General features: G+C 70.5%; 26 protein-coding genes. 14 read left to right on the top strand and 12 right to left on the bottom strand.

Going from position 1 to position 26,226, the window contains the following annotated elements:
• Positions 1–2 precede the first annotated feature (2 nt).
• The gene (locus GM656_RS02215) at positions 3–1,271 is read left to right on the top strand and encodes a DUF7405 family protein (RefSeq protein WP_162412015.1); all 1,269 of its coding nucleotides are present in this window, start codon (positions 3–5) and stop codon (positions 1,269–1,271) included.
• An 82-nt stretch (positions 1,272–1,353) separates the two neighbouring features.
• Positions 1,354–2,403, top strand: coding sequence for a DUF7350 domain-containing protein (locus tag GM656_RS02210; protein WP_162412014.1), 1,050 nt, complete (start codon positions 1,354–1,356; stop codon positions 2,401–2,403).
• Between the two features lie 17 nt (positions 2,404–2,420).
• Here the strand turns inward: GM656_RS02210 and GM656_RS02205 are convergent, their stop codons facing one another.
• Complete coding sequence (locus GM656_RS02205; protein WP_162412013.1) at positions 2,421–2,903, bottom strand: hypothetical protein; 483 nt, start codon at positions 2,901–2,903, stop codon at positions 2,421–2,423.
• 6 nt (positions 2,904–2,909) lie between these two features.
• Positions 2,910–5,663 carry a cation-translocating P-type ATPase gene (locus tag GM656_RS02200; protein WP_162412012.1) on the bottom strand — a complete coding sequence of 918 codons (2,754 nt, stop codon included), beginning with the start codon at positions 5,661–5,663 and terminating at the stop codon, positions 2,910–2,912.
• A gap of 317 nt (positions 5,664–5,980) precedes the next feature.
• On the opposite strand from GM656_RS02200, the gene GM656_RS02195 reads away from it, so the two are divergent.
• Together GM656_RS02195 and GM656_RS18985 are read left to right on the top strand one after the other, a co-directional pair.
• Positions 5,981–7,903: a beta-CASP ribonuclease aCPSF1 gene (locus GM656_RS02195; protein ID WP_162412011.1), complete on the top strand. Its 1,923-nt coding sequence runs from the start codon at positions 5,981–5,983 to the stop codon at positions 7,901–7,903.
• A 78-nt stretch (positions 7,904–7,981) separates the two neighbouring features.
• Positions 7,982–8,137 carry a hypothetical protein gene (locus tag GM656_RS18985; protein ID WP_174242918.1) on the top strand — a complete coding sequence of 52 codons (156 nt, stop codon included), beginning with the start codon at positions 7,982–7,984 and terminating at the stop codon, positions 8,135–8,137.
• Here the strand turns inward: GM656_RS18985 and GM656_RS02190 are convergent, their stop codons facing one another.
• From GM656_RS02190 to pdhA, 4 genes are all read right to left on the bottom strand, one after another.
• Positions 8,138–8,692 carry a hypothetical protein gene (locus tag GM656_RS02190; protein WP_162412010.1) on the bottom strand — a complete coding sequence of 185 codons (555 nt, stop codon included), beginning with the start codon at positions 8,690–8,692 and terminating at the stop codon, positions 8,138–8,140. It lies immediately after the preceding gene.
• Positions 8,689–10,014 (bottom strand): divalent metal cation transporter, encoded by a 1,326-nt coding sequence (locus GM656_RS02185; RefSeq protein WP_162412009.1) that lies wholly within the window; start codon positions 10,012–10,014, stop codon positions 8,689–8,691. Before GM656_RS02185 ends, GM656_RS02190 begins: the two co-directional genes overlap by 4 nt.
• A 125-nt stretch (positions 10,015–10,139) precedes the next feature.
• On the bottom strand, positions 10,140–10,862 hold the full coding sequence (locus GM656_RS02180) for a hypothetical protein (RefSeq protein WP_162412008.1): 723 nt from the start codon (positions 10,860–10,862) through the stop codon (positions 10,140–10,142).
• Between the two features lie 43 nt (positions 10,863–10,905).
• A complete protein-coding gene (gene pdhA / locus GM656_RS02175; protein WP_162412007.1) occupies positions 10,906–12,018 on the bottom strand; it encodes a pyruvate dehydrogenase (acetyl-transferring) E1 component subunit alpha in 1,113 nt (370 codons plus the stop codon).
• 107 nt (positions 12,019–12,125) lie between these two features.
• Here pdhA and GM656_RS02170 point away from each other — a divergent pair, with 107 nt between their 5' ends.
• The 5 genes from GM656_RS02170 (at position 12,126) to GM656_RS02150 (ending at position 17,870) form a co-directional block, all read left to right on the top strand.
• Entirely contained in the window at positions 12,126–12,521 is a 396-nt protein-coding gene (locus GM656_RS02170) for a DUF5658 family protein (RefSeq protein WP_394352091.1), read from the top strand.
• 63 nt (positions 12,522–12,584) lie between these two features.
• Positions 12,585–13,718: a thiamine ABC transporter substrate-binding protein gene (locus GM656_RS02165; RefSeq protein ID WP_162412006.1), complete on the top strand. Its 1,134-nt coding sequence runs from the start codon at positions 12,585–12,587 to the stop codon at positions 13,716–13,718.
• An 8-nt stretch (positions 13,719–13,726) separates the two neighbouring features.
• On the top strand, positions 13,727–15,586 hold the full coding sequence (locus tag GM656_RS02160) for an ABC transporter permease (RefSeq protein ID WP_241692685.1): 1,860 nt from the start codon (positions 13,727–13,729) through the stop codon (positions 15,584–15,586).
• Positions 15,567–16,688 (top strand): ABC transporter ATP-binding protein, encoded by a 1,122-nt coding sequence (locus GM656_RS02155; RefSeq protein WP_394352090.1) that lies wholly within the window; start codon positions 15,567–15,569, stop codon positions 16,686–16,688. The genes GM656_RS02160 and GM656_RS02155 overlap by 20 nt, the downstream gene beginning before the upstream one ends.
• A 45-nt stretch (positions 16,689–16,733) precedes the next feature.
• A complete protein-coding gene (locus GM656_RS02150; RefSeq protein ID WP_162412004.1) occupies positions 16,734–17,870 on the top strand; it encodes a CapA family protein in 1,137 nt (378 codons plus the stop codon).
• Positions 17,871–17,899: 29 nt separating this feature from the next.
• Here GM656_RS02150 and GM656_RS02145 read toward each other — a convergent pair whose 3' ends face one another.
• Both GM656_RS02145 and GM656_RS02140 read right to left on the bottom strand, forming a co-directional pair.
• Positions 17,900–18,649: a DICT sensory domain-containing protein gene (locus GM656_RS02145; RefSeq protein WP_162412003.1), complete on the bottom strand. Its 750-nt coding sequence runs from the start codon at positions 18,647–18,649 to the stop codon at positions 17,900–17,902.
• A 6-nt stretch (positions 18,650–18,655) separates the two neighbouring features.
• Complete coding sequence (locus GM656_RS02140; protein ID WP_162412002.1) at positions 18,656–19,048, bottom strand: DUF7344 domain-containing protein; 393 nt, start codon at positions 19,046–19,048, stop codon at positions 18,656–18,658.
• Between the two features lie 97 nt (positions 19,049–19,145).
• Between GM656_RS02140 and GM656_RS02135 the strand changes: the two genes are divergently transcribed.
• Together GM656_RS02135 and GM656_RS02130 are read left to right on the top strand one after the other, a co-directional pair.
• The gene (locus GM656_RS02135) at positions 19,146–19,757 is read left to right on the top strand and encodes a translation initiation factor IF-2 subunit beta (RefSeq protein WP_162412001.1); all 612 of its coding nucleotides are present in this window, start codon (positions 19,146–19,148) and stop codon (positions 19,755–19,757) included.
• Between the two features lie 61 nt (positions 19,758–19,818).
• Positions 19,819–20,235: a hypothetical protein gene (locus GM656_RS02130; protein ID WP_162412000.1), complete on the top strand. Its 417-nt coding sequence runs from the start codon at positions 19,819–19,821 to the stop codon at positions 20,233–20,235.
• A 7-nt stretch (positions 20,236–20,242) separates the two neighbouring features.
• Here GM656_RS02130 and cysK read toward each other — a convergent pair whose 3' ends face one another.
• Positions 20,243–21,172 (bottom strand): cysteine synthase A, encoded by a 930-nt coding sequence (gene cysK / locus GM656_RS02125; protein ID WP_162411999.1) that lies wholly within the window; start codon positions 21,170–21,172, stop codon positions 20,243–20,245.
• A gap of 119 nt (positions 21,173–21,291) precedes the next feature.
• Here cysK and GM656_RS19435 point away from each other — a divergent pair, with 119 nt between their 5' ends.
• Positions 21,292–21,420 carry a hypothetical protein gene (locus GM656_RS19435; protein WP_277815032.1) on the top strand — a complete coding sequence of 43 codons (129 nt, stop codon included), beginning with the start codon at positions 21,292–21,294 and terminating at the stop codon, positions 21,418–21,420.
• 15 nt (positions 21,421–21,435) lie between these two features.
• On the opposite strand, the gene GM656_RS02120 is transcribed toward GM656_RS19435, so the two are convergent.
• Positions 21,436–22,137 carry an SOS response-associated peptidase gene (locus tag GM656_RS02120; RefSeq protein ID WP_162411998.1) on the bottom strand — a complete coding sequence of 234 codons (702 nt, stop codon included), beginning with the start codon at positions 22,135–22,137 and terminating at the stop codon, positions 21,436–21,438.
• A gap of 92 nt (positions 22,138–22,229) precedes the next feature.
• Between GM656_RS02120 and GM656_RS02115 the strand changes: the two genes are divergently transcribed.
• Together GM656_RS02115 and GM656_RS02110 are read left to right on the top strand one after the other, a co-directional pair.
• Complete coding sequence (locus GM656_RS02115) at positions 22,230–22,616, top strand: hypothetical protein (RefSeq protein ID WP_162411997.1); 387 nt, start codon at positions 22,230–22,232, stop codon at positions 22,614–22,616.
• A 77-nt stretch (positions 22,617–22,693) separates the two neighbouring features.
• The gene (locus GM656_RS02110; protein ID WP_162411996.1) at positions 22,694–23,935 is read left to right on the top strand and encodes an ornithine cyclodeaminase; all 1,242 of its coding nucleotides are present in this window, start codon (positions 22,694–22,696) and stop codon (positions 23,933–23,935) included.
• Positions 23,936–24,020: 85 nt separating this feature from the next.
• Here the strand turns inward: GM656_RS02110 and GM656_RS02105 are convergent, their stop codons facing one another.
• Positions 24,021–24,713, bottom strand: a complete 693-nt coding sequence (locus GM656_RS02105; RefSeq protein WP_162411995.1) for a universal stress protein — start codon at positions 24,711–24,713, stop codon at positions 24,021–24,023.
• Positions 24,713–26,134, bottom strand: coding sequence for an APC family permease (locus GM656_RS02100; protein WP_162411994.1), 1,422 nt, complete (start codon positions 26,132–26,134; stop codon positions 24,713–24,715). The genes GM656_RS02105 and GM656_RS02100 overlap by 1 nt, the downstream gene beginning before the upstream one ends.
• Positions 26,135–26,226: the final 92 nt, after the last annotated feature.

The following is a 26,226-nucleotide window of genomic DNA, read 5'->3' as shown; positions in this document are numbered from 1 at the left end:
TGATGACTGGACGCGGTATCTCCCGACGCGAGTTCGCCAAGAGCGCCGTCGCCATCGGCGGGACGGCGGCGCTGGCGGCCTGCCTCGACCGCGGGTCGGCCTCGGTTCCCGAGGGGACCGACGACCCGTCGACGCTCCCGGAACGCCAGCACGCCTGGAACGACGCGCTGGCGACCGACGACGCGGGCAACCCCCGCATGCCGCGCCACCACGTCCTGCTGTTGCTCGACTACGCCGGCGACGGGACCCCGATCGACGCCCACCGCGAGCGGGTCGAGACGGCGCTCCGGGACCTCGAACGGGCCTACGAGTGGAGCACCGAGGGGCTCCTGTTCACGCTCGGCTACGGCCCGGCGTACTTCGAGCGCTTCGGGTCGGGACCGGCCGGCGTCGACCTCCCCGAGCCGGAGGCCCTCGCCCCCTTCGAAGACCCGGCCTTCGACACGCCGGACGCGCTGCTTCACCTCGCGAGCGACGACGAGCGCGTCGTCCTCGAAGCCGAGGAGGCGCTGAAGGGGACCCGAGAGACGGCCAACGACCGCGAGATGACCGCCTCGTTCGACGGCATTTTGACCGAGTCGGACCGTCGGACGGGGTTCATCGGCGCGGGTCTGCCGGCCGACAATCAGGACGTGGAGGGCGTTCCCGACTCCGAGCCGGTTCCCGAGGAGTCCCCGCTGTTCATGGGATTCAAGTCCGGCTTCAAGGGGAACCAGGCCACCGAGGACCGCGTGACGGTCGCCTCGGGGCCCTTCGCCGACGGGACGACCCAGCACCTCTCGAAGATCCGCCTGCAGCTCCAGCAGTGGTACGAGCAGGACTCCCGCGACCAGCGCGTCTCGAAGATGTTCTGTCCGGCCCACGCCGCCGAGGACCGCGTCGAGGGCGTCGGCGAGAACCTCGGCACCGACAGCGGGATGGACGAGTGCCCCGAGGACGCGGTCGAGAGCGGCCGACGCAACGGCGTCGTCGGCCACTCCCAGAAGATGGTCTCGGCCCGCGAGGACGATTCGCCGCGCATCCTCCGCCGGGACTTCGACTCGACCGACGGCGGGCAGGCGGGCCTGCACTTCCTCTCGCTGCAGGGCTCTATCGCCGACTTCGTCGCGACGCGCGAGGCGATGAACGGGACCGACGTGGCCGAGAACTCCGCCGTGGGCCAGCGCGTCAACAACGGCATCCTCCAGTACATGAACGTCGAGCGCCGCGGGAACTACCTCGTTCCGCCGCGCTCGTTGCGGTCGCTGCCGCCGGCGTCGCCGAGCAAGTAGCCCCTTTCTCACGCCGACGGCGGTCGGTGTTTTCGTCCGCCGTACCAGAACCGTCTTTCACGCGACGCGGTAAGGGACGGCCATGAACCGCCGACGATTCCTCGCCGGGGCCGGCCTCGCCGGCATCACGGCCCTGGCCGGGTGTGGGTCGCTGAGCACGCAGTCGACGCGCGCGCCGCCGCTAGTCGAAGACCGCCCCGACGCCACCTACCGCCCGACGCACGTGGAGGGGATGGGCATGGCCGGGATGGCCCAGGCCGGCGACTACATGGTGGGACTGACGTACTCGTTTCCCCACCGCTTCTGGACGGTCACGGGGACGACGGCTGAGAAGGTCGACATCCGGAGCGAGGACAGCCTCCACCTGATGGCGACCGTCTGGGATCCCGAGACCGAGATGGTCCTGCCCGTCTCCGCCGGCCTCTCGATCACCGTCGAGCGCGACGGCGACCCGGTCGCCGACAAGCCGCCGTGGCCGATGGTCTCACAGAACATGGGCTTCCACTACGGCGACAACTACGCGCTCGACGGCGACGGCGTCTACCAGGTCACGGTCCGCGTCAACGGGATGAGCGAGCGACGGCTGGGCGCGTTCTCGGGCCGCTTCGGCGAGGCGGGCGAGACGACCGTCGACTTCGACTTCCGCCAGAGCACGCTGGAGCAGCTCTCCTTCGAGCGGCTCCCCGACACCCAGGGCGACCGCGGGGCCGTCGACCTGATGAACATGGACATGATTCCGACCTCGCAGGCCCCCGAGGTATCGGCGCTCCCGGGGACCGTCCTCGGGACGAGCAAGGGACGCGACGCCGTCTACGTCGCCTCGTGGCTCCGGGACGCCGCGTTCCTCGACGACGGTCAGTCGTACCTCGCCGTCTCGGTGCGGACGCCGTACAACCGCGTGCCGCTCCCGATGATGTCCCTCGACGGCCGCGTCGAGGCCGACGGCGAGGCGGTCTTCGAGGACGCGCTGACGGCGACGGTCCACCCCGACATCGGGTACCACTACGGCGCGGTGGTCGAGACGGACGCGTCGGAGCCGTCCGTCGGCGTGGACGTGATCGCCCCGCCGCAGGTGTCGCGTCACGAGGGCTACGAGACCGCGTTTCTCGCGACGCCGTCGTTCTCCTTCTGAGGGCGACCGGCGTCCGCTCACTCCACCGCGAACGGGCTCTCGCCCGCCTGCCAGGGCCAGCCCGGGACGCGGGTCTGGACTCCGGCGGCCAGCGCCGCGTCGAGGTCGTCCGCCCCTGCCGCGTCGCCCTCACCGCCGTGGGTCCGCACGTCCGCGACGTGGAACGTCGCCTCGGCGAGCAGTCGCAGTGGCTGGTCGCCGGCGATCATCGCCGCAAGCTCTCGCCCGAGTAGCTCGTCGACGACGAAGCCGGGGTAATCGCCCGCCACGTCCAGGTCTCGGAGGAGGCCGACGAGCGCGGCGACGTTGACCGCGCGGTCGCCGTTCGCGAACACCTCGTCGACGGCCGCCCGGTACTCGTCGTCGTCCAGGCTGTCGACGTCGACGCCGAACAGGTCGCCGAGGTGCGCCCGCGTGTCGTTGACGAGCGGCACGACGGTATCGGCCCGCCCGCACACCCACTCGTACTCCTCGCGGACGGTCGCCTGGGTCACGCGCATACGCCGTCACTCGCGCTCCGGGGAGATACTCCTTGTGCCGTATCGGTAGCGCCAGGAGAGCTTGTGTAGCTCCATCGCGACCAGCAGCGTGAGCGCGAGACCGGCGACGACCGCCCACGTCGAGCGGTCGACGGGCACCGTCCCCAGGACGGCCTGCGCGGGCGGGAAATACAGCGCCAGCACGTGGAGCAGGAACGCCGAGACAGCGCCGACGAGCAGGATCGGGCTCCGCAGCGGCGAGAGCCGGAACACCGACCTGACCTCGGAGCGCGCGTTCCCGATGTGGACGTTCTCGAACAGGACCATCAGCAGCAACAGCGAGTTCCGGGCCGCGGCCTCCGAGAGCCCCTGGTCCAGCCACCAGGTGAACGCGCCGAAGCCGACGAGGCCCATCACGAGCGCGCCGACGACCGTCCGCTCGATCATCAACCGATTGAAGATGCGCTCGTCCGGTCGCCGCGGTGAGCGCTCAAGCACGTCCTCCTCGGCCGGCTCGAAGCCGAGCGCCACGTCCTGAATCCCGTTGGTGACGAGGTTCAGCCAGAGCAGTTGCGCGGGCAGCAGCGGCAGCGGCGTCCCGGCCGCGAGACTCAGCATGACGAGGACGAGTTCGGCCGCGCCCGTCGAGACGAGCAGGTAGATGACCTTCCGGACGTTGTCGAAGGCGACGCGGCCCTGCTCGATGCCGGCGACGATGGTCGCGAAGTTGTCGTCGCTCAGGACCAGTTCGGCCGTGTCGCGGGCCACGTCCGTCCCGGCTCGCCCCATCGCGATGCCGACGTTCGCCACCCGGAGCGCGGGCGCGTCGTTGACGCCGTCGCCGGTGACCGCGACGAAGTGACCGATCGACTGGGCCGCCTGCACGATGCGGAGCTTCTGGTCGGGCGTGACGCGGGCGAAGACGCGCACGTCGTCCAGCCGCTCGCGGAGCGCGTCGTCGCTCATCTCCGCCAGTTCGCTCCCGGTCAGCACCTCCCCGAGGTCGGTCGCCATCCCGAGCTGTCTGGCGATCGAGAGGGCCGTCTGCGGGTGGTCGCCGGTCACCATCGACACCTCGATGCCCGCCGCACGCGCCGCGGCGATGGCCTCGGCCACGCCGCTTCGGAGGGGGTCGACCATCCCGACGAACCCGAGCAGGTCGAGGTCCGCGGGCGTCGGCGGCTCCGACCCACCCAGTTCGCTCGGCGGCGTCTCGACCGTCCCCTCGGCGACGGCGAGCACGCGGTAGCCGTCGGTCGCGTAGGCGGTGGCCCGCTCGCGAAGCCGTTCGCGGCGCTCGGCGGTGAGGTCACACATCTCGAAGACGCGCTCGGGGCCGCCCTTGACGAAGACCCGGGTCGCGTCGCCGTCTCGGTGGTACGTCGCGGCGAAGCGCCGGTCCGCCTCGAACGGGATCGAGGCGACCTGCGGGAACGACTCGGTGAGCGGGTCGCGCTCGATGCCCAGCTTGTGGGCCGCCGAGAGGATGGCCACGTCCGTCGGGTCGCCGGACCAGGACCAGTCGCCCGGCTCGGTCGCACGTTCGGTCAGGTCGCCTTCGCCGGTGTAGGTCAGGTCGCCCTCGTTGCACAGCGCCCCGGCCCGCGCGAGGGCCAGAAGTTCCGCCTGCGTCTCGGCGTCCGGCGGGTGCCCCTCCTGCAGGACGCGGCCGTCCGGCGCGTAGCCCTCGCCGGTCACCTCCAGTTCCCTGCCGTCCGGGAGCCAGACGCGCGTGACCGTCAGCTCGTTCTCGGTCAGCGTCCCGGTCTTGTCCGTCGCGATGAGCGTGCAACTGCCCAGCCCCTCGACGGCGACGAGCTTGCGGACGATGACGCCGACGCGGGCCATCCGCCGCGTGGCGATGCCGAGCGCCACGGTCATCGCGACTGGCAGGCCCTCGGGGATCGCCGAGACTGACAGGGCGACGGCGAACAGGAACATCTCGGCGAGCGGGTATCCCTGGACGAAGACGCCGATCGCCGCCGCGACGACGGCCGCGACGAGGACTACGGCCCCCACGACGCGGGTAAAGCGCTCCATCCGGACGACCAGCGGCGGCTTCCCGCCGCTGCGCTCGGTCACGTCGGCGGCCAGTTCGCCGACGGCGGTCGCCGTCCCGGTGGCGACCACGACGCCGCTCGCCCGCCCCCGCGCGACCGAGGTGCCCGCGTAGGCCATGTTCCGGCGGTCGCCCAGCGTGGCGTCGCGGTCGCCCGTCCAGTCGGGGTCCTTCTCGACGGGTTCGGACTCGCCGGTCAGCGCCGACTCGTCGACCGTCAGTCCCGTCGCCGTGAGCAGGCGCACGTCCGCGGGCACCCGGTCGCCGGATTCCAGTTCGACGCGGTCGCCCGCCACGAGCGACGCGGCGTCCACGTCCCGCAGTTCGCCGTCCCGTCGGACCGTCGCCCGCGTCCGGAGGAGCCGCTGGAGGGACTCGGCGCTGCGCTCGGCCTGCCACTCCTGGACGGTTCCGATGACCGCGTTCAGGAGCAACACGACGCCGATGAACGCGGCGTCGGTCGGGTGGCCGATGCCGATCGAGACGACGGCGGCCGCGAGCAGGATGTATATCAGCGGATTGCGGAACTGGCGGGCGAAGACGGCCCAGACCGGCGGCGCGCCCCGGTGCGGGAGCGTGTTCGGCCCGTCGCGTTCGAGTCTACGCTCGGCCTCCGCCTCCGAGAGCCCGCTGTGGTCGGTCTCGACGGCGTCGAGGACGGATTCGGCGTCACTCGCGTGCCAGGCGACGGTCGGTCTGGTATCGGACGGGGACGACGGCACGAACGCCGGGTTCTCGGCCGGGAATGGTAAACCTTCGCGCCCGTCGGTGACGCGCTGAGCGCGAGTCGGCGGCGGCGTGATGCGGGCCCCGCCACCGTCTGCCCGTGACGCCGCCGTCGTAGTGCGAAGGCTTTTATAATCCGAAGGGAATACTCACGATTAGAGGTCGGTTTTCCGGACACGCCTCCTCGTCCGGACACTCACATCGCACCGATAACTGTATGACTTTATTAGAGCGCGTTCGTCCCGTCGGTTCCGGACTGGCCCGCGACGGCCGCGGACTGCCGAGCCACCGGGACGCCCACCACTGCTGAGCAATGAGTACTGTAGACAAGCAACTCGAAGACGTGAAGGCAACGATCGACGACGAAGTCCCGAGGCACATCTCCGTCTCGGACGTCACCTACGAGGGGCCGGAACTCGTCATCTACACCCGCGACCCCAAGGAGTTCGCCGCCGACGGCGACCTCGTGCGTCGCCTCGCATCGAAACTCCGAAAACGGATCACCGTCCGCCCGGACCCGGACGTGCTGACGCCGCCGACGCGGGCCGAACAGGCCATTCGGGACCTCATCCCCGAGGAGGCCGGCGTCACTGACCTCGACTTCTACGAGGACACCGGCGAGGTCGTGATCCAGGCACAGAAGCCGGGCGTCGTCATCGGCCGCCACGGCGCGACCCTCCGCGACGTCACCCGCGAGGTCGGCTGGACGCCCGAAGTCGTCCGCACGCCGCCCATCGAGTCCTCGACCGTCGACAACGTTCGAAACTTCCTCAAGCAGGAGCGCGAAGACCGCCGCGACATCCTCGAACGCGTCGGCCGGCAGATCCACCGCGACCCGATGTCCGACGACGAGTACGTCCGGATCACGACGCTCGGGTGCTGTCGGGAGGTCGGCCGCGCCGCGTTCATCCTCTCGACGCCGGACACGCGCATCCTCATCGACTGCGGCGACAAGCCCGGCGCGGAGGGCGAGACGCCCTACCTCCGGATTCCGGAGGCGTTCGGGGCCGGCGCGAACGGCATCGACGCCGTGGTCCTGACCCACGCCCACCTCGACCACTCCGCGCTCGTCCCGCTGCTGTACGAGTACGGGTACGACGGCCCGATCTACTGCACGGAACCCACGCGGGACCTGATGGGCCTGCTGACGCTCGACTACCTCGACGTGGCCGCCAAGGAGGGGCGCAGCCCGCCCTACGGGTCCGAGATGGTCCGCGAGGCGATCAAGCACACCATCCCGCTGGAGTACGGCGACGTGACCGACATCGCGCCGGACATCAAGCTGACGCTGCACAACGCCGGCCACATCCTCGGGTCGTCGATCTGTCACTTCCACGTCGGCGACGGCCTGTACAACGTCGCGTTCTCCGGCGACATCCACTACGACGACACCCGGCTGTTCGACGGCGCGGTCAACGACTTCCCGCGGGTGGAGACGCTCGTCCTCGAATCGACCTACGGGGGCAAGAACGACTACCAGACCGACCAGGACGACTCGGAGCGAAAGCTCAAGCAGATCGTTCAGAACGCCTACGACCGCGACGGCAAGGTCCTCATCCCGGCGTTCGCGGTCGGTCGCTCGCAGGAACTCATGCTCGTCCTCGAGGAGGCGATGCGGGAGGGCGACATCCCGGAGATGCCCATCTACCTCGACGGGATGATCTGGGAGGCGACGGCCATCCACACCACTTACCCCGAATACCTCCGCGATAGCCTCCGTGACCGCATCTTCGACGCTGACGACAATCCCTTCCTCGCCGACCAGTTCCACCACATCGAGGGCGGCGACGACGAGCGGGCGGACGTGGCCGACGGCGACTCCTGTATCGTCCTCTCGACCTCCGGGATGGTCACCGGCGGTCCGATCATGTCCTGGCTCGAACACCTCGGCCCCGACCCGGACTCGACGCTCACCTTCGTGGGCTACCAGGCGAGCGGGACCCTCGGCCGTCGCATCCAGCGCGGCCGGGACGAGATTCCGATCAACGGCGACGGCAACGGCCGCAGCGACACGGTCTCGCTCGACATGAACGTCGAGACCGTCGACGGCTTCTCCGGCCACGCCGACCGCCAGGGCCTGGAGAACTTCGTCCGGACGATGAACCCCCGCCCCGAGAAGATCCTCTGCGTCCACGGCGACGAGTCGGCCACGCAGGACCTCTCGTCGAGCCTGTATCACGACATGAACCTGCGGACGTTCGCCCCGCAGAACTTAGAGACGTTCCGCTTCCGCTGAACACGCGAGCGCGAGTTCGCAGAGCGCCGCTCACCAATCGGACGAACCTCTTTACCGCAGGCGGGCGAACCGTCGACCATGGACTTCGTGAAGTACATGGACGAAGTCGAACCGGTCGGGATGGTCCTCGTCGGCCTCGTGCTGTTTCTCATCCCGGAGCCAGCCACGTCCACGCTCGGGATCGGACTGATGTTCCTGGGCGGCGCGTGGTGGTTCTACGAGTGGAACCGGTAGTCAGGACAGTTCGACGGTCCGGTCGGCCCACGCTCGGACGCGAGCGAGCGCGTCGCGCTCGGCGCGGGACACCGGGTCGTCGACCCCCAGTTCGTCGCTATCGAAGGCGTTACAGACGAAACACGCCGCCGCGTCGCAGTACTCGAGCAGGTCGTCCGGCGACGCCCGACCGTGCTGGAACGGGATGGTCACGTCGTTGACGAACACCGCTCGCGGCGCGTTCGGGACGGCCTCCAGGAGGGTGCGCGCGCGCCGCCAGTTCTCCTGGGCGAGGTCCCGCGCCTGGGCGGGCGTGTCGCTCTCGGCCCGCGGCGCGCGGGCGTCCATCCGGCCGACCCACACCTGGTTCGGAATCTCGGTGAATCGGTCGAGGTGGCCGCCCAGCACCGTCCCGTCGCGTTCGAGTTCGGGCGCGAAGTCGAGGACGACGACGCCGTCGGTCCCCTCGCGGTCGAGCCACGCGTCGAGCGCGGCCGCCGTCAGCCGGGTCTTCCCGACGTTCGAGGGCCCAGTCAACAGCGTCGACCCCGACAGCGGGAACCCGAGCTCGGTCACGCGACCAGCTCCTCCCGGACGTACTTCCCGCCGAGGCCGAGCGTCGCCAGCCCGAGCGCGACGGCGAAGGCGAGGACGAACCCGGAGAGCGGGCCGATGCCGCCGCCGACCTGCTCGACGACGAAGTTCCCCGCCAGCCCGCCGGAGACGACGACCAGCGCCAGGCCGCCGAGGTTCGCGAGCCGGGAATTCGCCTCCGGGACCGCCTCGGAGTTCAGCAGGTAGAGGACGAGCGCGATGGCGAACGGCGTCCCGACGGTCCCGAGCGCGAGGACGAGGACGAGCTGGCCGAGGACGGAGCCGCCGATGAACGCGCCGGGGGCCGACAGCAGCGCGACGGCAACGAGCAGGGCGCGATAGCGGCCGTCCTCGATGGTGGTCCCCCAGCCGAGCTTGTCGGCCAGCAGGAACGGCGGGACGATGGTGTTGCCGCCCAGCGTCGACACCGCCGCGCCCCAGAGGCCGAGCAGGAAGAGCCACTGCGCGCTGTCGCCGACCAGCGGGCCGAGCGCCTGGGCCGCCCCGACGGTCGAGAGGTCGGCGGACGTGAGGACGCTCGCGGTCACGAGGAAGATGGCGAGGCTGTAGACGCCGAAGGCGACCAGCATTGACGCGCCCACGTCGACCGTGGCGAGGCCGTAGTCGTCGCGGTCCCAGCCCCGCGCCCGCATCGTGTAGGAGTGCATCGTGATGAGCGTGATGTGGACCGCGCCGCCGAGGATGCCCGCCGCGACCAGCGCGCCGCCGCTCGGAACGGACGGCACGAGTCCGGCCGCGGCCGCCCCGGCGTCGATGGGGACGACGAACAGGCTCGCGACGAACGCGAGGACGACGAGCAGGACGAGCGTCTTCGCGGCCAGTTCGAGGAAGCGGTAGCCGCCGCCGGCCAGTCCCGCGGCCAGGACCAGCGCCCACGCCACTCCCCAGACCCGCGCGTCGATACCCGTCACCGTCGCCGACACCGTCGCGACGGTCTTCATGATGACCAGTTGGGCGACGCCGGCGGCCAGCACCGCGTCGCCGACGAGCAGCCACGCCCACGTCTCGCCGAGGTGGTCCTCGACGACGGCGACGATGCCGCGCTCCGTCAGCAGGCCGAGGCGCATCGCGAGGTACTGCGCCAGCGCGCCGGCCCCCGCGGAGAGCACGACCACCCACAGGAGCGTGTAGCCGTACGCGCCGCCAGCGGTGACGAGGCTGGCGATGGTCGCCGGCCCGGCGGCGATGGCCCCGGCGATCCACGACGGCCCCATTCGGTCGACGTACTCGGCGACGGTCCCGACACCGTCGGCGGACTCGCTGACTGCCTCTGTCTGACTCATTGCTCCGGCGTGGGTGATGGCCTCTCAAAACTCTGCCGACTTATCTCCGAGTGGTATTTTGGAGTGATTCGGTCGCTGTCTTGCGATCTATCGGGAAGTGAGGAAGAGCTGACAGACCGCACACCTCAGAGCTCGACCGTCGCGAGGTCGGACTCCAGTTCACCGACGTGTTCGTTGTAGGCGTCGACGAAGCCGCGAAAGCGCGGCGCGTACTCGCGGATGTCGTCGGCCGACGGCGGTTCGTACTGCGAGAGCAGGTACAGGCCGCCGGTCCCGCCGACGCGGAGGTACGACGCGCCGTCGGCGTCCCACTTCAGTTCCCAGCGCGTGCCGTCGACCCGGCTGGTGAAGGTGCCGTAGTCCCCGCCCTCGTAGCGGTGGAGTTCGCGGGCGATCCGGTCGCAGACCTCCCGGACGCGTCCGAGGACGCGGTCGCGTTCGGCCACGACGCCGTCGGTCGTCGCGACCTCGGGGAACTCCGTCGACACGTCGTCGAGGACGCCGTCGAGCGACGCGACGTAGTCGTTGAAGCCGGCGACGAAGGCGTCGTAGTCGGCGAGCGCGTCGGCGAGCGCCTCCGGTTCCGGCGGCTGCTTCGTCGAGATCACGTACGTCTCGGTCCCGCGGCCGGGAGCGAAGCGGAGGTACTCCAGGTCGCCGCCCTCGTACTTCACCGTCCACTCGGCGCGGTCGGTCTCGACGGTCGCCTGCCCGTAGTCGCCGCCCTCGAGGCGCGCGAGCTGGTAGGCGATCCGTCCGGCGTGGTCCCGGACCGCCGCGAGGAGGTCGTCGCGGTGCTCGGCGACGGCGCTCGCGTCGGCGGGGTCGACTGGTGGCCAGGATGTCACAGCGAGACGCAGTGGCGGCAGGGGGATAACGGGCTCGGTCGCGCTACTCCGATTCGAGCAGGGCCCCGTCGCCGTGGCGCTCGCGGAGCGCCTCGAAGTACTCGCGCTGGGCTTCGACGGCCGCCGTCGGCTCGGCGTACGCGTCGGCGAACAGGTCGGCGGGGTCCGGGGCCTCGGCTTCTGCCTGTTCGATGATCTCGTCGATTCGCTCGCCGATGCGCTCGTCCATCGCCTCGACGCGCTCGTCGTCGAGCAGGTCGCAGTGCCGGAGGAAGGCCTCCATCCGGTCGAGCGGGTCGCGCTCGCGCCAGCGCTCCACGTCGGCGTCCTCGCGGTACACCGAGGGGTCGTCGGCGGTGGTGTGCGCGCCGAAGCGGTACTGGACCGCCTCGACGAAGACGGGCTCTGGCTCGTTTCCGTCGGCCCCGACGGCGCGCTCGCGGGCGGCCTCCGTGACGGTGTAGGTCGCGAGCGGGTCCATGCCGTCGACCTGGACGCCGTCGAAGCCGTAGGCGTCGGCCTTCTGGGCGAGCGTCTCGCTTGCGGTCTGGCGCTCTCGGGGGACGGAGATGGCCCACTGGTTGTTGTTGCAGAAGAACACTGTCGGCGTCTCGAAGACGCCGGCGAAGTTCATCGCCTCGTGGAAGTCCCCCTCCGAGGTCGCGCCGTCGCCGAAGTGCGCGACGGCGACGCGCTCGTCGCCCCGCCGCTTGGCCGCCCACGACCACCCGACGGCGTGGGGCAGGTGGCTCCCGATGGAGATGTTCAGCGGGAACACGTTCACGTCGGCGATGGCGGCGTTGCCCATCTCCTGGCCCATCCAGTAGCAGACGTACTCCCAGGGGAGGCCGCGAGCGACGAGCGCGCCGTGTTCGCGGTACTGATAGAAGATCGTGTCGTCGTCGGCGAGCGCGTAGGTCGACCCGACCTGTGCGCCCTCCTGGCCGGCGAGCGAGGAGTAGGTCCCGAGACGGCCCTGGCGCTGGAGGCTGATGAGGCGCTCGTCGAACCGGCGGGCGAAGCGCATGTCGCGGTACATCGACACCATCGCCTCGTCGCCGACGTCCGGGACGAGGTCCGGCTCGACGATGTCGCCGTCCGGGGAGAGCGCGCGGGCCTGGTCGTCGGGGTCCCGGTCGAGAACGTCGCGTGCCATGTCGTGTCACCACGTCGGAGCAGACCGGCAAAAAGGTGCGTATGGCGACAATTTCGGTGCGTCGGCCGCCGACCGGGAGCTATTTTTCGGTCCAGTCCGTGTGATTGGTGATGTCACCGGACACCGGCCCGTCGGCGGACGACGACTCGTGGCGCGCGTGGTTCGGCAGTCACGCCATGTCCGAAGCGGACGTCGTGCTCTGGACGGCCGTCCTCGTCGCGACCATCGGCGATATCCTCCTGACGCTGACCGGCCTCACGGCCGGGCTGCAGGAGGGGAACGTCGTCGTCCGGGCGATGCTCGCCGAGTTCGGCGTCGCGGGCTTCTGGCTCGTGAAGTTCGGAGCGATGCTGTGGCTGGTCGCCGGCTGGCGCGCCCTCGACGAGCGGAAGGCGACGGCGTTTCTCGCCGTGTTCGCCGTCGTCACCCTCGCCGTCGTCGCGCACAACTCGCTGGTGATTCTCCAGCACCGCGGCCTGCTGGTCCTCGCCGGGCCGTTCTGAGGCGAATCGCCGTTTGGGACGGGAACAGGTACGTTAAGTACCACTGGGTGTGACCACGGAGTAATGGATAGACGGAGATTCCTCTCAGCGGCCGGTGCGACGGTCGCCGCGTCGTTCGCGGGCTGTGCGGGACTGGGCGGGAGCGGCGAGACGAGCACCGGCGAACCGGGCACTGGCGAGACGGGCACCGGCGAGACCCCGACCGGGACGACGACCGGCGATGCGGGCGGCGACCCGACGCTCGTCGTCGGCACGTACAGCTCCCTCGTCGACTCGCCGTCGACGAGTCCCGGCGCGTGGCTGAAAGAGCGCTTCGAGGCGGAGTTCGACGCGCGCCTCGTCTGGCAGACGCCCAGCAACGAACTCAACCACTACGTCGAGCGCCGGACCGCCGGCGTCGACATCGAGGCCGACGCGTACGTCGGGCTGAACACCGACGATCTCGTCCGCGTCGACCAGAACCTCGACGAGCCGCTGTTCGCCGAGGCGGGCGACGTGGCCGGCCGCGACGACGTGAAACCGGGCCTGCAGTTCGACCCGCGGGGGCGGGCCATCCCCTACGACACCGGCTACATCAGCCTCGTGTTCGACGGCACCTCGGTGACGGCCCCCGAGACGTTCGACGGCCTCCTGAACGAGGAGTTCGCCGGCGACCTCATCACGCCGAATCCCGCCGGTACCGCCACGGGGCGGGCGTTCCTGCTGCACACGATCAAGCAGTTCGGCGCGGACGGCTACCTCGACTACTGGAGCGACCTGCAGGACAACGACGTTCGCGTGCTCGGCTCGTGGAGCGACGCCTACAGCGCGTGGTCCGGCGGCGAGGCCCCGATGGTCGTCTCCTACTCCACGGACCAGGTGTACGCAGACCGCAACGACGCCGACCTCCAGAAGCACCGGATTCGCTTCCTGAACGACCAGGGCTACGCCAACCCCGAGGGCATGGCGATCTTCGAGGGCGCGAGCAACCCCGACCTCGCCCGCGAGTTCCTGGGCTTCGTCCTGCGTCCGGAGGTCCAGGGCGAGATCGCCGTCCGGAACGTCCAGTTCCCCGCCACCACCACCGCGGAGCTCCCGGGGGACTACGCCGAACTGGCACAGGAACCGCCCGAGCCCGTGACCTTCACCTACGACGAACTGAAGGGCTCCGTCTCGGGCTGGGTCGAGGACTGGGAGCGCCAGTACGCCTCGAACTGAGACCGACCGTGGCCGACGCTATCGAGGGTGGAACCGAGGGCGACGACGGCGCGCCAGCCGACGCGACCACCAGCGGGGACCGGGAACACCGCGACAGCCGCTCGCTCCGCGGCCGCCTCGAACGCCGCGCGCTCGTCGCCCTCGCCGCGGCCACCGTCGGCCTGCTGCTCGTCGTCTTCTACTACCCGGTGGCGACGGTGTTCGTCGACAGCGTCCTCGTCGAGGGCCGCCTGACGGCGCGGGTCTTCTTCGATATCCTCAGCGACCCGTTCTACTTCGGCGAGCCGGCCCGCCTGCTCGCGGGCGACTCGCTCGCGTCGGTCGTCGAGGGCCTGCTGTCGCCGGACCGGCGGCTCGGCATCGTCGGCTTCACCGCGTACCAGGCCGCGCTGTCGACGGTCGCCAGCGTGGCGCTCGGGCTGCCCGCGGCGTACCTGCTGGCTCGCTTCGAGTTCCCCGGCCGGCGGACGCTCCGGTCGCTGACCATCCTCCCGTTCGTCCTGCCGTCGATCATGGTCGCCGTCGGCTTCGTCGCGACCTTCGGCCAGCGCGGGACGCTGAACGCCGTCCTCGGCGCGTTCGGTCTCGGCCCGGTGGACCTCCTGTTCACGCTCGAAGCGGTCGTCGTCGCCCACGCGTTCTACAACGCGCCGCTGGTGGCGCGGGTGACGACGGCCGCCTGGGAGTCCGTCGACGCCAGCGCGGTCGAGACGGCCCGCAGCCTCGGTGCGAGCCCGCTCCGGGCGTTCCGCGACGTGGTCGCCCCCCAGCTCGTCCCGTCGGTGCTGATGGGCGCGGCGCTGACGTTCGTGTTCACGTTCTCGACGTTCCCGATCGTCCTCGCGCTCGGGGGCTTCCAGCTGGCGACCGTCGAGGTGTTCGTCTACCGCCTCATCCGCGATCTGGAGTACGCCGAGGCGGCCGCGCTGGCGCTCATCGAACTCGGCATCTCGCTCGGGCTGCTGTACGCCTACCTCCGCTACGAGGCGCGCCACACCGTCCGGTCGCGCGGGATTCGGCCGCTCCCGCGCCGGCCGCTCGTCCCGTCGTCGCCGTCGCTTCGCGCCCTGCTCCTCCGCGTCGGCCTCGCGGGCTACGCCGTCGTCGCGCTGGCCGTCTTCGTCGCGCCCATCGCGAGCATGATACTCGCCAGCGTCTCCGGGCCGGAGGGGGCGACGCTCGCGCACTACCGGTTCCTCGTCGAGCGACAGACGACGGGGGCCTCGTTCCAGGTCCGGCCGTGGGACGCCGTCCGGAACTCGCTGCTGTTCGGCGTCGCGTCGCTCGCCGTCGCGCTCCCGATGGGCGTCGTCGTCGCCGTCCTCACGACGCGGGACTACCGCGGGCGAAAACTGGTCGACGCGGCGGCGATGGCCCCGCTCGCGGTGTCGGGCATCGTCGTCGGCCTCGGACTCCTCCGCGGCCTCGTCTTCGGCGTCGAGGTCGGCGGGACGCGACTGGCCGTCGGCGGCGCGGTCGCCATCGTCGCCGCCCACGCCGTCGCGGGCTACCCCTTTGTCGTCCGCACCGTCGCGCCGGGCCTCGACGGCGTCGACCGCACGCTCGTCGAGTCCGCCCGCGCACTGGGTGCGCCCCGCGTTCGGGCGCTCGTGGACGTGGAACTCCCGCTGGTGTGGCCCGCCGTCGTCGCCGGCGCGGCGTTCGCCTTCGCCATCTCAATCGGGGAGTTCTCGGCGACGGTCGTCCTCGCCTCCGGGACGAGCCAGTTCACGATGCCCGTCGCTATCGAGCGCTTCATCGGCCGCCGGCTCGGCCCGGCGACGGCGATGGGCGTCGTCCTGTTGGTCGTCACCACCGTCAGCTTCCTGCTCATCGACCGCCTGGGGGGTGAGGACGTTGGCTTCTGAGCGCCCGCCGGGCGAGGACGGCGGGGACGATGGACCGCCCGCCGTCTCCCTCGACGGCGTCACGCGGCGCTACGGCGAGACGACCGCCGTCTCGGACCTCTCACTGTCGGTGCGAGAGGGGGAGTTCTTCACGCTCGTCGGCCCGTCGGGCTGTGGCAAGACGACGACGCTCCGGCTGATCGCCGGCTTCGAGGAACCGACGGCGGGGACGGTCCGATTCGGCGGCGAGTCCGTCGCCGGCGTCCCGCCGGAGGACCGCGACGTGGGCGTCGTGTTCCAGAACTACGCGCTGTTTCCGCACATGGCCGTCGGCGAGAACGTCGCGTACGGGCTCCGATTCACCGACCCGCCCGGCGGTGGCAGCGCCGAGGAGCGCGTGGCCGACCTGCTCGACCTGGTGGACCTCGGCGGGATGGCGGACCGCGACCCCGACACGCTCTCGGGCGGCCAGCAGCAGCGGGTGGCGATGGCCCGCGCGCTCGCCCCCGGCCCGGACGTGCTCCTGCTCGACGAACCGATGAGCGCCCTCGACGCCAAACTCCGCGAGCGCCTCCGCGTGCAGGTCCGCGAGATCCAGCAGGAACTCGGCATCACGACCGTCTACGTCACCCACGACCAGGAGGAGGCGCTGGCCGTGTCCGACCGGGTGGCGGTGCTGAACGACGGGCGCGCCGAGCAGGTCGCCCCGCCGCGGACCGTCTACCGCCGGCCGGCGACCGAGTTCGTGGCGACGTTCGTCGGCGACAACAACGTCTTCACTGGCGACGTGACGGCGGTGCGGACCGACGACGGGCGGCGGCTTGCGGACGTGGCCGTCGGCGACGCGACGTTCACCGTCGCGCTCGACGCCGACGCGGACGCCGCGTCGGTCACCGTTCGAGACCGACTCACCGTCTGCGTCCGCCCGGAGCGCCTCGCCGTCGACGCCGGCCGGAACGAACTGACGGCGGACGTGACGAGCGCGGAGTTCCTCGGCGAGACCACGCGCGTCCACCTCGACTGGGTCGGCCGCGAGATTCTGCTTCGGGCCGAAGACCCGCCCGAGGGGACGGTGACCGTCGGCTTCGACCCGGGCGACGCGCACGTCGTCGACGGGCACTGACCGACGGCCAGAGATTCAAGAGCCGTCAGACCCTCAGTGGTCTACGTGTCTCCGATGCGACGGCGCGTTCTCGCGGACGCCTCGCGGGCCGGACTCGCTCTCGCCGGAGTCGGCGGTCTCGCCGGCTGTCTCGGCGGTTCGAGCGAGGTCGGCGTGACGTGCCCGCCGTCGGTTCCCACCGACGACGCGCTCCGCATCGGCTTCGTCGGCGACGTGATGCTCGGCCGGAGCGTCGACCAGCGCTGGCGCGACGACCCCGACGGGCCGACCGCCGTCTGGGGGTCGACGCTCGACCGACTGCGCTCGCTCGACGGCCTCGTTGCGAACCTCGAGTGCTGCGTCTCGACGCGGGGCGACCCGCGGCCGGGCCGGACCTTCCACTTCCGGGCGACCCCCGACTGGGCCGTCCCGGCGCTCGCCCGCGCCGGCGTGACGTGCGCGGGACTGGCGAACAACCACCTGCTCGATTTCGGTCCCGGAGCGCTGACCGACACGCCGGCGCACCTCGCGGACGGCGGCGTCGCCGCGACCGGTGCGGGGGCCGACAGAGCGGCCGCGTTCGAGCCCGCGGTGGTCGAGATCGGCGGGCTCTCGGTCGCCGTCGTCGCCGTCACCGACCAGTCGCCGAGCTACGCGGCCGGACGGGACGGCCCCGGAACGGCTTACGCGCCGCTCGACCCGTCCCATCCGCTCACCCGGCGGCGCGTCGGCGGCGCGCTCGCGGCGGCCCGCGACGCCGACCCGGACCTGCTCGTCGTCACCGCCCACTGGGGCCCGAACTGGGTGACCGAGCCCACGGAGACCCGGCGGTCGTTCGCCCGCTGGCTCGTCGACCGCGGAGCCGACGTGGTCCACGGCCACAGCGCCCACGTCCTCCAGGGCGTCGAGGTGTACCGCGGCCGGCCGATCATGTACGACACCGGCAACTTCGTCGACGACTACGCGATCAAGGACGGCTACCGCAACGATCGGAGCTTCCTGTTCGAACTCCGCGTCGCGGACGGGACGCTCGCTGCGCTCCGACTCGTCCCGGTCGAGAACGAGTACGCGCAGGTGGTCGAGGCGGGACCGGACGCCGCGGCGTGGCTCCGGGCGACGATGCGAGCGCGCTCGGACCCCTTCGATACGCCCGTCGAGCGCGCCGGCGCGGGGCTCCGGGTCCCCCTCTCGTGTGAGGAGTGAGCGGGGACGCCTCGTCGCGAGAACGGCGCTCAGCCGTCGACGGCGGCCAGTTCGGCCATGACCTCGTCGACCACTGCAGCGTCGTACGTCCAGAACCCGCGGAATCGATCGTCACCGAGATCTTCGGCGACGAGCGCGCACTTGCGGTCGTCGTCGCCGCCCCCGTCGAAGGCGAGCAGCCACAGGCGCTCGATCTCGTCGTCGGAGACCGCGTGAACCGTCACGCCGGGTATCGACGGCGGATACCAGTCCCTCCGTCCGTAGACGTGGATGTCGAGCGCCGTGTCGTCGGCGAGGTGCCGATAGCGCTCGAACTGGGCGCGAAACCGCGACAGCGACTGGAAGCTCACCCGGAGCGTTCCGCGTCCGACGCGGTAGGCCCGGTCCTCGAACTCGTGTGCCGTGGCGAGCAACTGCGGCCGCCGCAGCGTGGATATGGGGACGTTCGTGAGCGTTTCGAGGACCCGCTGGACGGGCTCGTCGGACGCCGTCTCGTCCGCTCCGCACTCGCCGGTGTTCGTCGGACCCAGTTCGCTCTCGATCGGCGGCGGATCCGACAGGAACGCCCGCAAGTCGTCGAGGCGGACTACACCGGCGAACCCGCTCTGATCTCGAATGACGACGAAGGCTTCGGACGGCGCTGTCGGCAGCACTTGCCAGTCGACCGCGACGTGCTGTGACGAGAGCCGTTCGGTGATCGCCGCGTCGGGCTCCGGGCCGTACACCGTCAGCCGCAGCCCGGTCCGCTCGAACCGGTCGAGCAGCTCTCGCACCGTCATCGTCGATCACTCGTCCTCGCTACGGCCGACGCGGGCCAGCTCGGTTATCGTCGAGTGGAGATCCGACGCCGGGTCCGAGAGCGACTCCAGTGTCGCCGTCTCGGTGTCCGGGTCGTACTCGACCAGTCCCGCGTCGGCGAGCGCCGGGAGGTGGTGGTGATAGAGGTCCGAGTAGGTCTGGAGCCAGCTCTCATCGGCGTCGGCAGACCCGTCGCTGGTCTGCGACCAGCCGACGACGACGTCGGTGAGCTCCTCGACCGACGCCGAGTCGTGCTGGGCGAGGTAGGTGACGACCATCCGGCGGTGTTCGGCCGAGAACGCCCGCAGCAGTCCGTCGAGGCGGTCCGCCGAGAGCGGCGCTCCCTCGCTCGTCTCGCCGGGGTCCTCTGTAGGCTCCATGCGCCTCCGTTCGTTCGTCAGCCTAATAATGTCACTGGCAGTGAATATCGTGCGGTCGTGACGGAATCCATTTACGTGCCAGCGCCGTCGAATACGTATGAACTACGACGCAGCGCTCCAGCGAGCGTACGACGTGTTGCCAGACCAGCCCAGGGAATCCGGTGACCGGCTGTCGATTCCGGACCCCGAGGGCCAGACCGACGGGGCGTTCACGCGGCTGACGAACCTCGGGGCCATCGCGGACGCCGTCTCCCGCGACGCCCAGCACCTCCACCGCGCCATCCAGCGCGAGTTCGGGACCAACGGCCAGTTCGACGGCGGCGAGGCCCGCTACAACGGGTCGTTCGACACCGCCGACTTCCAGGCGGCCATCGACGCCTACGTCGCCGAGTACGTCACCTGTTCGGAGTGTGGCCTGCCCGACACCGTCCTCAAGACCGAGGACGGCGTCGACATGCTCCGCTGTCAGGCCTGTGGTGCGTTCCGCCCGGTCGAGAAGGGCGCGCGCTCGAACACCCAGCAGAACCGCCCGACGCTCGAAGAGGGCGAGACCTACGAGGTCAAGATCACCGGCACCGGCCGCGAGGGCGACGGCGTCGCCGAGAAGGGCAAGTACACCATCTTCGTCTCCGGCGCGCGCGAGGGCCAGGTCGTCACCGCCTACATCGAGAGCATCAGCGGGACGCTGGCGTTCGGCCGCGTCCAGTAGGCCGCTCTCCGGGCGGCGGTCGCCACAGAAAGCATTTATTTCAGCTGCTCAGTTTTGGACTATGGTCGACGATCACGGCGAGGCGGGCCTCTACGCCGTCGCGGCGCTGGCGCTCGGACTCGGTGCCGTCCACACGCTGTCGGGGGTCCTGGGACTCGTCTCGTCACTCGGGTCGCCGGGCGCGCTCGTTCTCGCAGTCAGCCAGGCCGTGCTGGGCCTCCTCCTCGTTCCCGCCGGTGTCGGGCTCGCGCTCAGGAAACCGTGGAGCCGCTGGGTCGGCGTCGTCGCGTTCGGCGGTCTCGCCGTCGTCCAGTTGCTCCCCCTGTTGACGGGCTCGACGGTCGCGGTCCCGCTCGCCGGCGTCCTCCTCGCTACCGGGTCTTCCCTGTACCTCATGCTGGCCGGCGAGGCGTTCGAGAGCGGGGACGACGGGCGGGTGCTGACCGAGGACACGGACCCGCACGAGTTCGTCCGGTGAGTCGCGCTCAGTCGCCGCCCCAGAGGTCGGTCGAGAGGTAGCGCTCGCCGGTGTCCGGGAGGACGACGACCACCGTCTCGTCGGGATTGTCGCGGGCGTAGTCGGCGGCCGCGTGCAGCGCCGCGCCCGACGAGATGCCGACCATGAGCCCCGCCTCGCTCGCGAGCCGCCGGGCCGCCGCGACGGCCTCGTCCTTGCTCGCCGTGCGCACCTCGTCGAGGAGGTCCGTCCGGAGAATGTCGGGGACGAACCCCGGGCCGATGCCCTGTATCTCGTGGCTGTCCGGGTCGTCGGCGGAGAGGAGCTTCGAGGACTCGGGTTCGACTGCGACCGAGGTGAGGTCGGCCCCGACCTCCTCCTCGACGTACTCGGAGATGCCGGTGATCGTGCCGCCGGTCCCGACGCCGGCGACGACCGCGTCCACGTCGCCGTCGGTGTCCCGCCAGATCTCCGGCCCGGTCGTCTCGCGGTGGGCACGCGGATTGGCCTCGTTCTCGAACTGCCGCGCGCGAACCGCGTCGGGGGCGCTCGCCAGTTCGTCCGCGCGTTCGATGGCACCGCTCATGCCGTCGTCGGCCGGCGTGAGTTCGAGGTCCGCGCCGAGCGCCGCGAGCAGACGGCGGCGCTCCTCGCTCATCGACTCTGGCATCGTCAGCACGCAGTCGTACCCCCGGGCGGCGCTGACGGCGGCGAGGCCGATGCCGGTGTTGCCGCTGGTCGCCTCGACCACGGTCCCGCCGTCGGGGAGTTCGCCCGACTCGGCGGCCGCCTCGACCATGTACAGCGCGATGCGGTCCTTGACCGAGTAGGGGTTCGCGGCCTCGACCTTTCCAAAGAGAGTGTCGGCGAAGGCGTCGAGACAGACCAGCGGCGTGTCGCCGATGAGATCCGTCACACTGGACGCCACAGCACCGTCTCGCTCTGCGAGAGTCTGCATACGCCCGGGTGTAGCGGAGTGGCCGCCGTAACTCCACACCCCGAAAACTGCGGGTCGAACTGTTCACTCGGTTCCGAGTCTCCGGAACTTTATCTATTCTGAGTGCCACTTCTCCGGTGATGCCCGAGATCGACGTCTCCGAGGGGCTGTACCGCCAACTTCGAGCCGCCGCCGGAAGCAAGGCCGACGAGGACGCGCTCTGGCAGATGGTGTACCACTTCAAGCGCCAGCACGCCGCGAGCGAGTGAGCCGACCGCGACCGCTCACGTTCCGACTTCTTCGATCAGTGCCGGCGAGTCGTTGCCGGGGTCGTTGACCGCCGTCGACACCGGATAGGTCCGCATCGGACCGTCGTAGGGATCGAGCAGCGACTTCGCCTCCGCGACGCTCCCGCGGAGCCACAGCGCCTCCTCCTCCGGCGCGAGGACGACGGCCATCCGGTGGTGGAGGGCGGAAACGGTCTCGTTCGGCTCCGTGGTGACGATAGTGAACGATTCGATCACGTCGTCCTGGCCGTCACCGACCCCGCTCGCGCCGAACTCGCCGAGCCCGGTCTGGCGCTGTGGCGGTTCCCACCGCTCGTACAGGCCCGCCATCGCGAACAGGTCGTCGTCGGGCAGCGCCACCCGATAGGGCTGTTTCCCACCGTCTTCTTCGACCCACTCGTAGAAGCCGTCGGCCGGGACGAGACAGCGCCGCGACTCGTAGGCCTCGGCGAACGAGCGCTTCTCGGCCAGCGTCTCGGCGCGGGCGTTGATGTAGCCGTGGTCCGATCGGGACTCGGCCCACGACGGGATCAGGCCCCACTGCATCCGCTGGAGCGTCTCGGGCTCCTCGCTCGCGATCACCGGGAGCGCCTGACTCGGGGCGGCGTTGTACCGCGGCGCGAACTCGAAGTCGAAGGCGGCGTCGAAGCGCTCCTCGATGTCGGCCGGCGGGGCGAACAGGCTGTAGCGGCCACACATGCCCGAGGAGACGGGTCGCTCGCGGATAAACGCCACTCCCGGTCCAGACTCGCCCGCGAATTTATCTTGTATCACGCCCAACCACTTCACAGATGACGACGGACCCCTCGTTCACCATTCCCGCCCATCCACAGCGGCGCTTCCCGCACGGGAGCGGGGTCGAGTACGAGGGCGGGACGGAGTTCCGACTCACGCCCGACGCGGAGCGGGCGACCCCGGAGCTGGCCGACACCGTCGTCGACATCCTCGCGGACGGACCGTACCGCTACGGCGACTTCCACGACCTGCCGATGCCGCTGTGGCTGGTCCGCGACGAGGAGACGGCCGACGTGTTCCGCGTCGCCGTCAGGGACGGCACGGTCCGCCTGCACGTCCTCCCGACGACCGAGCCGGACGGGCTCCGTCGGTTCTTCGAGCGCCTCCGCGCCAGCGACGCGGCCCTGTCGTGGTCGGTCCAGCGCCACGTCGACGGTCGGTAGCCCGCCGGGGCTCGGCGGGCCGACACACCCATCGGGGACCCAAAACCGTCTTACACACCTGCCTCCATGTCTCCGCCATGACCGTCTCTCGCGAGGTCGAACTGGAGGGCCACATCATCGACTCCGGGATGATGCAGTCCTGTTTCGGCATCATCATGGACATGGGCGGCTCCTTCTCCGTCCAGGAGTTCGACATCGGCCGCCACAAGGACGAGGAGTCCTACGCACGGATGCTCGTCGAGGCCGACGACGAGGACCAGCTCCAGTCGATCATCCACGAACTGCACCAGCACGGCGTCAACCCCTCGGACCCGAAAGACGCCACGCTCGTCCCCGCGCCCGACGACCAGGTCGTCCCGCACGGCTTCTACTCGACGACGAATCACCCGACGTACATCCGCTACGAGGGCGAGTGGATCGAGGTCGAGGACATGGAGATGGACTGCGCGGTCGTCGTGGAGGACGAAGACGACGAGGGGGGAGACGCCCCGCGCGCCTACACCAAAGTTCTGAACGCCATCGAAGCGGGCGACATGGTCGTCACCGACGAGACCGGGATCAAGGTCCAGCCCCCGGAGCGCCCGCGCGACTCCGGCGGCGCGTTCGGCTTCATGCAGGGCGGCGTCTCCTCCGAGCGCCCGTCGGAGTCGACCATCCGCAAGATCGCCAACGCCATCCGCGAGACGAAAAAAGAGGGCGGGAAGGTGCTGGCCGTCTGCGGCCCGGCGCTCATCCACTCCGGTGCGCGAGAGGACCTCGCGCGCCTCGTCCGCGAGGGCTACGTCGACATGCTGTCCGCCGGCAACGGCTTCGCCGTCCACGACATCGAGCGCGACATCTACGGCACGTCGCTCGGGATGGACACCGAGAGCCTGGACCACCCCCGCCACGGCCACAAGCACCACATCTACACCATCAGCGAGGTCATCCGCGAGGGCGGCATCGCCGAGGCCGTCGAATCCGGAACCATCGAGTCCGGCGTCATGTACGAGTGCGTCGACAACGACCGCCCGTTCGTCCTCGCCGGCTCGATCCGCGACGACGGTCCGCTGCCCGACACCATCACCGACGCCGTCGAGGCCCAGAACGCCATCCGCGAGCAGGCCCACGAGGCCGACATGGTGCTGATGCTCTCGACGCTGCTGCACTCGGTCGCCGTCGGGAACTGCCTCCCGTCGACGACGCGGGTCGTCTGCGTCGACATCAACCCCGCGACCGTCACGCAACTGCTCGACCGCGGGTCCGCCCAGGCCGTCGGGATGGTGACGGACATCGGCACGTTCGTCCCGATTCTGGCTGAGCAGTTGCTGGAAGAGTGAGACGGCCGGGAGCGAAGCGAGCGAGCGCTTTTCGGTTCAGCGAGTCCGCGGGATGGCCGCCGACGCGCTCCCTCGAGAGTCCGAGTTATCCTTGCTCCGACGGTGGTTGTCGCACGACGAGCACCGGTCCGACCGAGCCCGCCGCGACGCGGTCGGTGACGTCGCCGAGCAGAAACGACTGGAGCGAGGGCGCCTGCTCACCCATCACGATGGCGTCGTGGTCCGGGACGGCGGCGAGCAGCGCGTCGAGCGGGCTTGCTTCCTCCGCCAGCACCGTCCGCGCGTCGATTCCGGCGTCGGCCAGTCGCGCCTGCGCGTCCGCGAGCGTCGTCGTCTCCTCGTCGTCGGCGACCCGCAGCAGCGTCACGCCGATCTCGCGGTCGCCGACGAGTTCGATCACGAATTCGAGAATTCGGTCCGCCGCGACGTCGCCGGAGAGCGAGACGAGCAGGCGGTCGACCGTGCCTGTCGCGCCGGTGATGGCGAAGGCCCGCGCGTCGACCTCGTCGGCGACCCGCCGGACGGTCTTCGCCCGGTCGCCCGTGAAGACGAGTCGGTAGTCGGCCGCGCCGCCGGCCTCGCGGAACTCCTCCGTGATGTCGGCGAGCGCCTCGTTCGCACGCTCCTCGTACTGGAGTCGCGCCTGATCGGGCGGCGTCTGCTCGGGCAGGACGTGGTAGCCGAGCACCGTCACGTCCATCGTTCCGAGGAGGTTCATCAGCCCGAACGAGACCGCCTCGTTCTCGAGCACCGCGACCGGGACGACGACGCGAGTCACTAGAGAGCCCCCCTGAGACTAACGTCCCGCGCGTAATAAGCGTACCAGCCGGCCGTCACGAGCATGATTCCGAGGCCGATGGCCTGCGAGAGCGGTCGCATGAAGCCGATGAGCGCGAAGCTCGCAATCGCGCCGAGCACCGGGACGACCGGGTAGCCCGGCGTCCGGAAGTCGGGGTCGTACCAGTCGGGTTCGTCGCGGCGGAGCACGACGAGCGCGACGCACATGAGGCCGTAGAGGACGAGGTGGAGGAACGACGCCACCTCCGCCAGCACCTCGACCCGCCCGGTCGCGACGAGGACGAGCACCGGCCCGCCCGCCAGCCCGAGCGCCACGTGTGGCGTCCCGTACTTCAGATTGATGCGGCTCGCCCACCGCGGCAACAGCGCGTCCTTCGAGACCGCGTAGATGGCGCGCGACGTACTCAGTATCGACGCGTTCGCGCTCGACATGGTCGCCAGCAGGCCGCCGACGACGATGGCGACCGCGCCGGCCCCGCCGAGGTAGTGGCGGCCCACGTCGACCATCGCGGTCTCGCCGAGGCTCGCGAGCGTGGCGCTCTCGAAGGCGCTCGTGGCGACGAAAATGGTAACGACGTACAGCGTCCCGACGACGAGCACCGACCCCGTCATCGCCAGCGGGAGGTTCCGCCCCGGGCGCTTCATCTCCCCCGCGACCGTCGCGACCTGGGCGAACCCGAGATAGGACGTGAACACGAGCGCCGCCGTCGTCAGCACCGGGAACGGGCCGAACGGCATGAACCGCTCCGGCGTGCTCGGCTGACCGACCAGCCCGACGGCGTTCAGCACCCCCCAGAGCAACACGACCGCGAGGATGGACAGCAGGAGCGCGACGACGCCGTTCTGGAGCTTTGCGGCGTTCTCGGTCCCGGTCACGTTCAGCAGCGTGAAGCCCGCCCCGAAGACCAGCGCGATGGGCACGACGTACTGTCCGCCGAGCGCGATTCCGAGCACGGCGAGCGTGTCGATGGCGTAGTAGCCGAACCCCACGAGGTAAAACGCCGTCGCGAACACCAGGCCGAACCACAGCGACAGGCCGACGACGGCCCCCGGAAGCGTGCCCAGCCCCCGCGAGATGAAGTAGTAGCCGCCGCCGCTTTTCGGCATGGCCGTCGCCAGCTCCGAGGTCGGCAGGGCGACCAGCAGCGCGACGACGCCGCCGAGGGCGAACGACCCCGCGGCGGCCGGACCCGCCTGTCCCGCCGCCAGGCCGGGGAAGACGAAGATCCCCGCGCCGATCATCGTCCCGATGCCGATGGCCAGCCCGCCGGACAGCCCGATGGTCCGCTCCAGTTCGGCGTCGTCGGTGTAGGTCGCCTCGTCGGTCTCGACGGTCGGTTCGACGTCCGGCTCCTCGCCCTCGATGTTGGTCCCCAGCGGCGGCGCGTCCCCAGTGGGCATATCGTCACTTGAGAGAGGCGGCCTGTAGGTGTTTGCCTGCTGGCGACTCACGCTGGAAAGCAGGGGCGACGATATTTGACCCTGCGCCGTCA

Source organism: Haloarcula salina (genome assembly GCF_010119195.1).
Classification (GTDB): Archaea; Halobacteriota; Halobacteria; order Halobacteriales; family Haloarculaceae; genus Haloarcula; species Haloarcula salina.
This window is presented reverse-complemented; position numbering and strand designations above follow the sequence as displayed.

What these genes read in the sequence shown, in the direction of transcription:
- GM656_RS02115 (WP_162411997.1), top strand. Translation starts at nt 22,230, where the DNA reads ATGACGACGGACCCCTCGTTCACCATTCCCGCCCATCCACAGCGGCGC.
- GM656_RS02140 (WP_162412002.1), bottom strand. Translation starts at nt 19,048, where the DNA reads ATGGAGCCTACAGAGGACCCCGGCGAGACGAGCGAGGGAGCGCCGCTC.
- GM656_RS02165 (WP_162412006.1), top strand. Translation starts at nt 12,585, where the DNA reads ATGGATAGACGGAGATTCCTCTCAGCGGCCGGTGCGACGGTCGCCGCG.
- GM656_RS18985 (WP_174242918.1), top strand. Translation starts at nt 7,982, where the DNA reads ATGGACTTCGTGAAGTACATGGACGAAGTCGAACCGGTCGGGATGGTC.
- GM656_RS02110 (WP_162411996.1), top strand. Translation starts at nt 22,694, where the DNA reads ATGACCGTCTCTCGCGAGGTCGAACTGGAGGGCCACATCATCGACTCC.
- GM656_RS02145 (WP_162412003.1), bottom strand. Translation starts at nt 18,649, where the DNA reads ATGACGGTGCGAGAGCTGCTCGACCGGTTCGAGCGGACCGGGCTGCGG.
- GM656_RS02120 (WP_162411998.1), bottom strand. Translation starts at nt 22,137, where the DNA reads ATGTGTGGCCGCTACAGCCTGTTCGCCCCGCCGGCCGACATCGAGGAG.
- GM656_RS19435 (WP_277815032.1), top strand. Translation starts at nt 21,292, where the DNA reads ATGCCCGAGATCGACGTCTCCGAGGGGCTGTACCGCCAACTTCGAGCC.
- GM656_RS02205 (WP_162412013.1), bottom strand. Translation starts at nt 2,903, where the DNA reads ATGCGCGTGACCCAGGCGACCGTCCGCGAGGAGTACGAGTGGGTGTGC.
- cysK (WP_162411999.1), bottom strand. Translation starts at nt 21,172, where the DNA reads ATGCAGACTCTCGCAGAGCGAGACGGTGCTGTGGCGTCCAGTGTGACG.
- GM656_RS02100 (WP_162411994.1), bottom strand. Translation starts at nt 26,134, where the DNA reads ATGCCCACTGGGGACGCGCCGCCGCTGGGGACCAACATCGAGGGCGAG.
- GM656_RS02135 (WP_162412001.1), top strand. Translation starts at nt 19,146, where the DNA reads ATGAACTACGACGCAGCGCTCCAGCGAGCGTACGACGTGTTGCCAGAC.
- GM656_RS02130 (WP_162412000.1), top strand. Translation starts at nt 19,819, where the DNA reads ATGGTCGACGATCACGGCGAGGCGGGCCTCTACGCCGTCGCGGCGCTG.
- GM656_RS02210 (WP_162412014.1), top strand. Translation starts at nt 1,354, where the DNA reads ATGAACCGCCGACGATTCCTCGCCGGGGCCGGCCTCGCCGGCATCACG.
- GM656_RS02195 (WP_162412011.1), top strand. Translation starts at nt 5,981, where the DNA reads ATGAGTACTGTAGACAAGCAACTCGAAGACGTGAAGGCAACGATCGAC.
- pdhA (WP_162412007.1), bottom strand. Translation starts at nt 12,018, where the DNA reads ATGGCACGCGACGTTCTCGACCGGGACCCCGACGACCAGGCCCGCGCG.
- GM656_RS02215 (WP_162412015.1), top strand. Translation starts at nt 3, where the DNA reads ATGACTGGACGCGGTATCTCCCGACGCGAGTTCGCCAAGAGCGCCGTC.
- GM656_RS02185 (WP_162412009.1), bottom strand. Translation starts at nt 10,014, where the DNA reads ATGAGTCAGACAGAGGCAGTCAGCGAGTCCGCCGACGGTGTCGGGACC.